7 protein-coding genes and 1 pseudogene are annotated in these 9,391 nt (G+C 54.9%); 3 read left to right on the forward strand and 5 right to left on the reverse strand.

From position 1 onward, the window contains the following. Positions 1-9: 9 nt before the first annotated feature. From bcsA to bcsR, 3 genes and pseudogenes are all read right to left on the reverse strand, one after another. Positions 10-2,625 (reverse strand): annotated as a pseudogene (gene bcsA, locus ACOTX1_RS14345) (UDP-forming cellulose synthase catalytic subunit). Next, positions 2,622-3,374, reverse strand: coding sequence for a cellulose biosynthesis protein BcsQ (bcsQ, locus tag ACOTX1_RS14350; RefSeq protein WP_003861177.1), 753 nt, complete (start codon positions 3,372-3,374; stop codon positions 2,622-2,624). The pseudogene bcsA and the gene bcsQ overlap by 4 nt, the downstream one beginning before the upstream one ends. Positions 3,375-3,385: 11 nt before the next feature. Then, on the reverse strand, positions 3,386-3,574 hold the full coding sequence (bcsR, locus tag ACOTX1_RS14355) for a cellulose biosynthesis protein BcsR (RefSeq protein ID WP_003861175.1): 189 nt from the start codon (positions 3,572-3,574) through the stop codon (positions 3,386-3,388). Between the two features lie 174 nt (positions 3,575-3,748). Here bcsR and bcsE point away from each other — a divergent pair, with 174 nt between their 5' ends. From bcsE to bcsG, 3 genes are read left to right on the forward strand one after another with little or no spacing between them, the layout of a single operon-like run. Further along, entirely contained in the window at positions 3,749-5,311 is a 1,563-nt protein-coding gene (gene bcsE, locus ACOTX1_RS14360) for a cellulose biosynthesis c-di-GMP-binding protein BcsE (RefSeq protein WP_023315006.1), read from the forward strand. Then, positions 5,308-5,502: a cellulose biosynthesis protein BcsF gene (bcsF, locus tag ACOTX1_RS14365; protein ID WP_003861172.1), complete on the forward strand. Its 195-nt coding sequence runs from the start codon at positions 5,308-5,310 to the stop codon at positions 5,500-5,502. Before bcsE ends, bcsF begins: the two co-directional genes overlap by 4 nt. Continuing rightward, positions 5,495-7,174 carry a cellulose biosynthesis protein BcsG gene (gene bcsG, locus ACOTX1_RS14370; RefSeq protein WP_023315007.1) on the forward strand — a complete coding sequence of 560 codons (1,680 nt, stop codon included), beginning with the start codon at positions 5,495-5,497 and terminating at the stop codon, positions 7,172-7,174. Before bcsF ends, bcsG begins: the two co-directional genes overlap by 8 nt. Positions 7,175-7,209: 35 nt before the next feature. Here bcsG and birA read toward each other — a convergent pair whose 3' ends face one another. Together birA and murB are read right to left on the reverse strand one after the other, a co-directional pair. Continuing rightward, on the reverse strand, positions 7,210-8,172 hold the full coding sequence (birA, locus tag ACOTX1_RS14375; RefSeq protein WP_003861169.1) for a bifunctional biotin--[acetyl-CoA-carboxylase] ligase/biotin operon repressor BirA: 963 nt from the start codon (positions 8,170-8,172) through the stop codon (positions 7,210-7,212). Further along, positions 8,169-9,197 carry a UDP-N-acetylmuramate dehydrogenase gene (murB, locus tag ACOTX1_RS14380; RefSeq protein ID WP_022652019.1) on the reverse strand — a complete coding sequence of 343 codons (1,029 nt, stop codon included), beginning with the start codon at positions 9,195-9,197 and terminating at the stop codon, positions 8,169-8,171. Before murB ends, birA begins: the two co-directional genes overlap by 4 nt. Between the last annotated feature and the right edge of the window lie 194 nt (positions 9,198-9,391).

Here is a 9,391-nt window from a genome sequence, read left to right on the forward strand (position 1 = left end):
GCGTTATCATCATTGTTGAGCCATAACCGGGTCCGCCTGCTTCGCTTCATCTCGCTCAGGTCGACGCGGAATGAACGACACGACCCAGGAAACCAGTGAAGTAAGTGACCGGAAAATTAATTTCACCGACGACGGGGCAAATTCTGCAAGGTGACGATAGCCACGGAACCCCAGCTTAAGAATATCCAGCAGGCTTTCCAGAGGCTTATCCTCAGGGAAGCTGTCCTGCCAGAGAGCCCACGTATCCGCGCGGGCAAACGTACACTGCACAAAATCAATGTGTTGTTTTTTGGTCAGCGGCATCAGTTGCAGACCCACTTCATTTCCTCTCACACGCACCACCTGCGTCGGGAAGACATACTCCTGCTGGCCGCGCTTAAGCAGTAGGTTGACCTTCTGCCCCTCCAGCACCTTCGCCTGACCGTTGATCTTGATACCCAGACCGCCATCCGAAAAGTCATGTACGGTACAGGAGAAGAGATGTCCATCGTCGCGGGCAATGGCCGCTGGCATGCTGATTTCGACGCGATGCGCGCGGCGAACCTGTTTGCTCTCCACCGATACCGCCACCGCGCCACCGAGGATAATCAGGTTATAAAACACCCACGCCATACTCACGAAGACCGTCAGAATTTCGTTTTCCGGGCCGTAGAAGTAGCGCCAGATCCCAACAATCACGCCCACAATATTCAGCAGCACCAGGAAGATATAGGGTCGGGAGATCACCCAGTCGACATACTCCTCTTCCACCAGCCCGCCCTTCGCGGTGACGTTGAATTTCCCTTTATGCGGGTTAATCAGCGCCACCATGGTTGGCGGCGCGATGTACCAGGCCAGCACCGTTTCGTAAATTTCACTCCAGAAGGAGTGCCGATATTTCCCCTGAATCTTCGAGTTCGTCAGGCTGGCGTGGATCATGTGCGGCAGAACGAACAGGGCAATCATCAGCGCAGGCGCATAGATGATGTAAGCGTGAAGGAGCAGGAACGCCAGCGGCGCTGTGAGAAAGATAAGCCGTGGAATACCCGACAGGAAGTGGAACATGGCGTTGACGTAGCACAGCCGTTGCGCCAGCTTCAGCCCTTTACCCATCAGCGGGTTATCGAGCCTGAAAATTTGCACCATGCCGCGGGCCCAGCGAATACGCTGGCCGATGTGCGCCGACAGGGATTCCGTGGCCAACCCCGCCGCCTGAGGAATACGCATGTAGGCGGAGGTATAGCCAAGACGGTGCAGACGCAGCGAGGTGTGCGCATCTTCCGTGACCGTCTCGACGGCGATCCCGCCAATTTCATCCAGCGGTTTCCGGCGGATCACCGCACAGGAGCCGCAGAAGAACGTGGCGTCCCACATGTCGTTCCCGTCCTGCACCAGGCCATAGAACAGCGTGCCCTAGTTCGGGGTTTTACGAAAACGACCGAGGTTACGTTCAAACGGGTCCGGTGAGAAGAAGTGGTGCGGCGTCTGCATCATCGCAAGCTCTTTCTCCTTCAGGAACCAGCCCATGGTCATTTGCAGGAACGAGCGCGTTGGCACGTGGTCGCAGTCGAAAATAGAGACGAATTCCCCTTTGGCATATTTCAGCGCATTGTTGATGTTACCGGCTTTCGCGTGTTCATGCGTGGTACGGGCGATGTACTCTACCCCCACTTCGTCCGCGAACTGGCGGAACTCGGCGCGGCCACCGTCATCGAGGATCCAGATTTTGATTTTATCCTTCGGCCAGTCGATACCCAGCGCGGCGTAAATGGTGTTTTTTACCACCGACAGGTCTTCGTTGTAGGTCGGCACGAAGAGGTCCACCGTAGGCCACTGGGTCGTGTCTTTTGGCAGCGGCACCGGCTGTCGATTCAGCGGCCAGATAACCTGGAAGTAACCCAGCACCAGCACGATCCAGGCGTAAGTCTCAGCAAACAGCAGCACTAAGCCGCACACCAGGCTGACCGGATCGTCCCAGTTCAGCGTTGAGGTATATCGCCACCAGATGTAGCGGCAGGAAACGGTCAGCGATAGCACAATCAGCATCAGGGCAGAAAAACGCCCTGGTATGCGCCGCACCAGCAGCGCCACGCCCCACAGCAGGATCAGGAAGGTGAACTGCGCCAGCGGGTTGAAAGGCTGGGTAATACAGACCAGCGCAAGAATCAGCGAGAACACCACAACCACGCCGAGAATAAAACGCCGCAAGCCCGGGTGTAGGTGCCCGAGCTCTTTTTGGTTATCTAAATGACCCGTTTTGTCGCCCACCCGGTCGGGTAGCCGGTCAAGCCACTGGTGGTAGTGTTCACGCAGGTTCTGCACACGATCGAAGCTGCGCCAGCGGGACGTTTTTTTCTCCGCGCCCGTTGAGGTCGTCAGTAGCCAGATGGACTGAATAGCGTAGCGCGCGGGATCCAGCGGACGCGGCTTGTCAGGGTTGATATGCGGATAGAGTTCACCGTGGCGCGCGCGAATGCGTTGCCAGCGGGGATGCTCGAGGGGGATGAACATCCACGCCAGAATCATCCACAAACAGCCCAGCGCTGCGCTCAGCGACGAGGCGCCGTGATGACGGTAATGGCGGTAGCGTTCACTTAAGCGCGAACTGACCGGCGGAATGAGCAGCCAGTTAGTCAGGCGGCTCATACTGAACTCCCGGCAGGCTCCGGCCGTTTAGCAAAGTGCAGCAGACACCAGTTGGCCAGCGTCAGGATCTCTTCCGCCGCCAGTGAATCGCTACGGTACTCCCCGAGGGGTTGTTTGGACGCGAGGCACTCCGCCATCGCTTCGTCACGATGGATCACCATCGGCAACAGGCGGCGCTGACTCTGGAGCCAGACCTGGTAGAGATCGTCCTGGATCTGGCTGCCAATGCGCAGATCGTTGATCAGAATATGGGCATTGGCAGGCATCGGCTGCTGATGCAGACGGATATGACAATTCGCATCTACGTTCGCGATGGAGAGCACATGGTCGCACTGCGCCAGCAGCTGGCGGGTCAGCGACGCGGCACCGTGCGGCAGGTCCAGCAGGATCCACTGATAGTGCCCGCTCTCTTTCAGGCTCTGCAATGCGGTGATGAAGCGAGAGAACAGGCGCTGGTACGCGGCTTCATTCCCGCGCTCGGTTTCGGTCAATTGACCAAAGGGAAGCAAATCGAGCTGGGAGGTATAACGCAAACCCGCATCCCGCCAGTCTTTATCGTCCAGAAGCGCACGTCCCCAGCCGTTTGCATGCGTAAAGTCGACATTGAATGACATGCGCAGCAAATTATCGGAACAGGCATCAATGACCAGTACCGATTCACCTAATACCTGCAATGACCACGCCAGCGCCGCGGTAACGGAAGTTGTACCCACCCCACCACGGACGCCCTGTAATCCTAGTACAGCCATCAATGGCTTCCTTATTGTTGTTGGGCAAACTCAGCTAATAACGGCCAACGTTTAATAGCCGCCGCCAACTGTTCCCGCTGGGAAATATCGGTGTAATCTATTTCAGGCAAAGAAAAAGCCTGCGTGAGTGCCAAAAAATCGTTCTGGAATGTGTAACCCAGACTTGAGTCGACTGGGGTTGCGGGTTCGTTATTTTGCATTCTTTTTTCATCCCTTTGAGTAAAATCATAAGATTCAGATGCAGCGAGGCGTCCTGCCCACTAAATTTCATTTACATGCTAAATCTGATGTTCTTTAATTTCAATGTTAGGTTTATTTCTACGCTTTCGCTAGTAAACTGAGAGACATAGAAATTCGACGAAAAGAGGGACACCGTGGACTCCATATTTTCTATTGGCATCCAGTCATTATGGGACGAATTGCGCCACATGCCAGTCGGAGGAGTCTGGTGGGTTAATACGGATCGTAATGAAGATGCCATCAGTCTGGTAAACCAGACGATAGCGGCGCAGGGGAAGGATTCCCGCGTGGCCATAATTACGATGGGCGAAGAGCCGAAGTCAATCATCAGGCTCGACAGTGACCGTGGACCCCAGACAGTACGATTATTTTCCATGCCTGCGGAGGCTGACAGTCTATACTTTTTACCCCGCGATATTCAGTGTTCTATTGTTCCTGAACACTATTTACTGATTCTAAAATGCTCTAATAACGGCCTGCAAAATATCCCCTCTGAAAAACTGCTGAAATGGCTGGAAAAAATCAACAGATGGGCAAAAAATCAAAATTGCACCTTATTGGTTGTTAACCCAGGCAGTAATAATGACAAGCTTTTTTCACTTTTAATGAGTGAATACCGTTCTCTCTATGGCCTGGCCAGTATTCGTGTCCAGACCGACAGCCATCTTTACGACGTGGCTTTCTGGTGCAATGAAAAAGGGGTGAGCTCCCGACAACAACTTACCCTCAAACATGTCGGGGATGAGTGGCATCTTGCTCAACAGGAAGAGACGATAGTTCAGCCACGCAGTGATGAAAAACGCGTTCTGAGTCATATTGCGGTACTGGAAGGTGCGCCTGCACTGTCTGAGCACTGGTCACTGTTCGATACCAATGAAGCCTTATTTGATGAGGCGCGCACCACGCAGGCGGCGACCATTATTTTCTCGTTGATCCAGAATAACCAAATAGAAACGCTGGCAAGGCACATTCACACATTACGTCGCCAGCGCGGCAGCGCGTTAAAAATTGTGGTGCGTGAAAATAATACCAGCCTGCGCGCCACCGATGAGCGCTTATTACTGGGCTGCGGCGCGAATATGGTCATCCCGTGGAATGCTCCCCTGTCGCGCTGTCTGACGCTGATCGAAAGCATCCAGGGCCAGCAGTTTAATCGACATGTTCCGGAAGATATCAGCACCCTGCTTTCAATGACGCAGCCGATGAAACTGCGCGGCTACCAGAAATGGGACACCTTCTGCGATGCGGTGGGCAACATGATGAGCAATACGCTGTTACCGGCAGACGGAAAAGGGGTGATGGTTGCCCTGCGCCCCGTGCCGGGTATTCGCGTTGAGCAGGCGCTTACTCTGTGCCGCCCTAACCGTATCGGGGATATCATGACCATTGGCGATAACCGCCTGGTGCTGTTCCTCTCCTTCTGCCGGGTGAACGATCTGGATACGGCGCTTAACCATATCTTCCCGCTTCCTACCGGGGATATCTTCTCGAACCGCATGGTCTGGTTTGAAGATAATTTGATCAGCGCTGAGCTTGTCCAGATGCGTGCCCTGGCTCCTGAAAAGTGGGCGAAACCGTTGCCTGTGACAAGCGGTGCCAAACCGGTTCTGAACGCGAAACATGACGGGCATGTCTGGCGTCGGGTACCTGAGCCGCTACGCTTACTGGATGAGAACAAGGAGAGCGCGCCATTATGAATATCAGCGATATCATCCAACTGGTTGTTCTGTGCGCGCTGATTTTTTTGCCGCTTGGCTACTATGCACGCCATTCCCTGCGCCGTATTCGCGATACGGTCAGATTACTGTTCGTCAAACCTCGCTATATTAAACCCGCCGGAACACTGAGTCGCGCTCCGAACGTCAAGGCAAACCGAAAACATGACTAATTCTACCTATACCTCTTCGGCGCCATCGCCACTCTGGCAATACTGGCGCGGCCTGTCCGGCTGGAATTTCTACTTTCTGGTGAAGTTTGGTCTGCTGTGGGCAGGCTATCTTAATTTCCACCCTCTGCTTAACCTGGTGTTTATGGCATTCCTGCTGATGCCAATCCCGAACCTCAGGCTGCACCGTATACGTCACTGGGTCGCTATTCCCATCGGTTTCGCCCTGTTCTGGCATGATACCTGGCTGCCCGGCCCTGAAAGCATCATGAGCCAGGGCTCCCAGGTCGCAGGTTTCAGTGCGGACTATATGCTCGATCTGGTTGAGCGCTTTATTAACTGGCAGATGATTGGCGCGGTATTTGTCCTGCTGGTCGCCTGGCTGTTCCTGTCTCAGTGGATCCGGGTGACGGTGTTTGTCGTCGCGATTATGATCTGGCTTAACGTCCTGACGCTGACGGGCCCGAGCTTCTCGCTGTGGCCAGCCGGTCAGCCGACGACAACCGTGACCACCACGGGCGGTTCCGCCGCCGCGACCGTCGCGACAGCAGGGGATACGCCTGTGGTTGGGGATATTCCAGCGCAGACTGCACCGCCGACATCCACGAACCTGAACGCGTGGCTCTCCAGTTTTTACGCTGCGGAAGATAAGCGTCAGACGAAATTCCCGGACGCGCTGCCTGCCGATGCTCAGCCGTTTGAGCTGCTGGTCATTAACATCTGTTCTCTGTCCTGGGCTGACGTTGACGCGGCTGGTTTGATGTCGCACCCGCTGTGGTCGCATTTCGATATTCAGTTCAAGGACTTCAACTCGGCCACGTCGTACAGCGGCCCGGCGGCTATCCGCCTGCTGCGCGCCAGCTGCGGACAGCCTTCGCATAAGAACCTCTACCAGCCGGCAGCTAACCAGTGTTATCTGTTTGATAACCTGGCAAAACTGGGCTTTACCCAGCACCTGATGATGGGTCATAACGGTCAGTTCGGTAACTTCCTGAAAGAAGTACGTGAACAGGGTGGCATGCAGGCCCCGCTGATGGACCAGAAAGGGCTGCCGGTTACGTTGCTGGGCTTTGATGGCTCGCCGGTGTATGACGATACCGCCGTGCTTCAGCGCTGGTTAGATACCGTCGGCAAAGAGGAAGGGACACGTAGTGCGACGTTCTATAACACGCTGCCGCTGCACGACGGGAACCATTATCCCGGCGTGAGTAAAACGGCCGATTATAAGGCCCGTGCGCAGAAGTTCTTTGACGAGCTGAACGCGTTCTTCAACGAGCTGGAAAAATCAGGCCGCAAAGTGATGGTGGTGGTAGTACCGGAACATGGGGGAGCGTTGAAAGGCGACAGGATGCAGGTGTCTGGTCTGCGCGATATCCCAAGCCCGTCCATCACTAACGTTCCGGCCGGGATTAAGTTCTTTGGCATGAAGGCGCCGCATCAGGGAGCGCCAGTTGAGATCACCCAGCCAAGCAGCTATCTGGCTATCTCGGAACTGGTCGCTCGCGCAGTAGACGGTAAGCTGTTTGTGGAAGATAGCGTGAACTGGGATCAGCTCACCAGCGGGCTGCCGCAGACGGCGGAGGTATCGGAAAACGCCAATGCGGTGGTGATCCAGTATCAGAATAAGCCTTATGTCCGACTGAATGCCGGGGATTGGGTGCCGTATCCGCAGTGATGAGCTGCTACACCCTCTCCCCTGTGGGGAGAGGGTTACTCTGCACTTCGTAACGAAATTTCACCGCCCACCCAGGGCTTAATCACACCATCCTGTTCAAGAAGCAACGCACCCTGCGCGTCAATGCCGCGTGATGTGCCGTAAATCTCTTTATCCCCAATCAGCAGCTTCACCGGTCGGTTAATAAAGTTATCCAGCTTTTCCCAGCGGGACAGGAATGGCGCTAACCCCTCCTGTTCAAAGAGCGTCAGCGAACTACGCAACTCATTGATCATGCGGACGGCAAGCGTATTGCGATCGATGGTGATCCCCGCTTCCTGTAGGTTGGTCCAGGCCTGGTTCACGACATCGTTCTGCACGTTTCGCATCACCATGTTCAGCCCCGCTCCAATAACGATCTGTGCGGCATCGCCTGTTTTTCCCGTCAGTTCGACCAGGATCCCCGCCAGCTTCCGATCGTTGAGATACAGATCGTTGGGCCATTTTACCCGCACCTGATCGGCACCCAGATCGTGCAGCACCTCTGCCATCACAATGCCGATGACCAGGCTCAGCCCGATGGCCGCAGCTGGCCCCTGTTCAAGCCTCCAGTACATGGAAAGGTAGAGGTTGGCGCCAAATGGTGAGAACCACTTACGCCCCCGGCGGCCACGTCCTGCCTGTTGGTACTCGGCAACGCAGGCATCACCGGATTTCAGCTCGCTCAGGCGATCCAGCAGATACTGGTTCGTCGAATCAATGACCGGCAATACCGCGACGTTACCGTGCCCAATCTGGCTGCGGATGATCTCTTCATTCAGTAACTGGATCGGTTCCGGCAGGCTGTAGCCTTTTCCCGGCACCGTAAACACATCCACGCCCCAGTCGCGGAGCGTTTGAATATGTTTATTGATGGCAGCGCGGCTCATGCCCAGCTGTTCGCCCAGCTGCTCGCCAGAATGAAACTCGCCATCAGCAAGGATACCGATGAGAGTTAACGGAATAGTATTGTCCTTCACGCAATGGTCTCCACGGCATTCACTTCGCCCGTTCGGCCAATAAAGCGAACTTCAGGCTCCAGCCAGACGTTGAATTTTTCGCCCACGCGCTGACGAACATGGTGCGCCAGGTTGACGACATCCTCACTTGTCGCGTTGGACTGGTTGATCAGTACCAGCGCCTGCTGACGATGAACAGCAGCGCCACCAAGAGTAGTACCTTTTAATTCACACTGATCGATAAGCCAGCCTGCGGCCAGCTTCACGCTGCCATCCGCCTGAGGATAATGCGGGGCCGTTGGCCAGCCAGCGAGAAATGCTTTTGCATTTTCGCTGCTGATCACCGGGTTTTTGAAGAAACTGCCCGCATTTCCGTTGACTTTCGGGTCCGGGAGCTTGGTCATGCGCATGTGGCATACGGAATCAAATACCTCACGCGGTGTGACGGTAGCCGGGTCAAGACGGGTCAGATCGCCGTAAGTCAGAACGGGTTTCCAGGCTTTCGCCAGGCGCAGACCAACGGCCACAATGACGAAACGATCCTGATAATCGTGCTTGAAAATGCTGTCGCGATAACCAAAGCGGCACTGCTCTGCGGTCAGGCGCTTCGCCGTTCCGGTCGCGAGTTCGATGCAATCGACATATTCGCAGACGTGTTTCAGTTCGATGCCGTAGGCACCGATGTTTTGAATAGGAGATGATCCTGCACAGCCCGGGATCAGGGCCAGGTTTTCCAGTCCGGGCATCCCTTTTTCAAGGGTATATTGCACCAGATGGTGCCAGTTCTCGCCAGCACCCACGTGTAAATGCCAGCTTTCAGCGCTCTCTTTACACTCAATCCCCATGATGCGATTGACGATTACCGTCCCCGCAAAATCATCGAGAAACAGGACATTACTTCCTTCGCCCAGAATAAGTACGGGTTCACCGTTTCCTGTTGCGTTTTGCCATGCATTCAGCAACTGCTGAGCACTTTCGGCACGTACAATTTGATTAGCATTCCGTTGAATACCAAAGGTATTCCAGGGCTTAAGGGAGTGATTCATAGACGCTATCCTGATGCAAAAACCGGGATAGTTTACCGTATATATGGGGGGATAGGTGATTTGTTTATGGAAAGGAAGCAGGTGTAGAAACGCAAAAAGGCCATCCTTGCGGATGGCCTCTTCACTTGTTTGATGCCTGGCAGTTCCCTACTCTCACATGGGGAGACCCCACACTACCATCGGCGCTACGGCGT

Source organism: Enterobacter cloacae complex sp. IR5401 (assembly GCF_049238425.1).
GTDB classification, from domain to species: domain Bacteria; phylum Pseudomonadota; class Gammaproteobacteria; order Enterobacterales; family Enterobacteriaceae; genus Enterobacter; species Enterobacter hormaechei_C.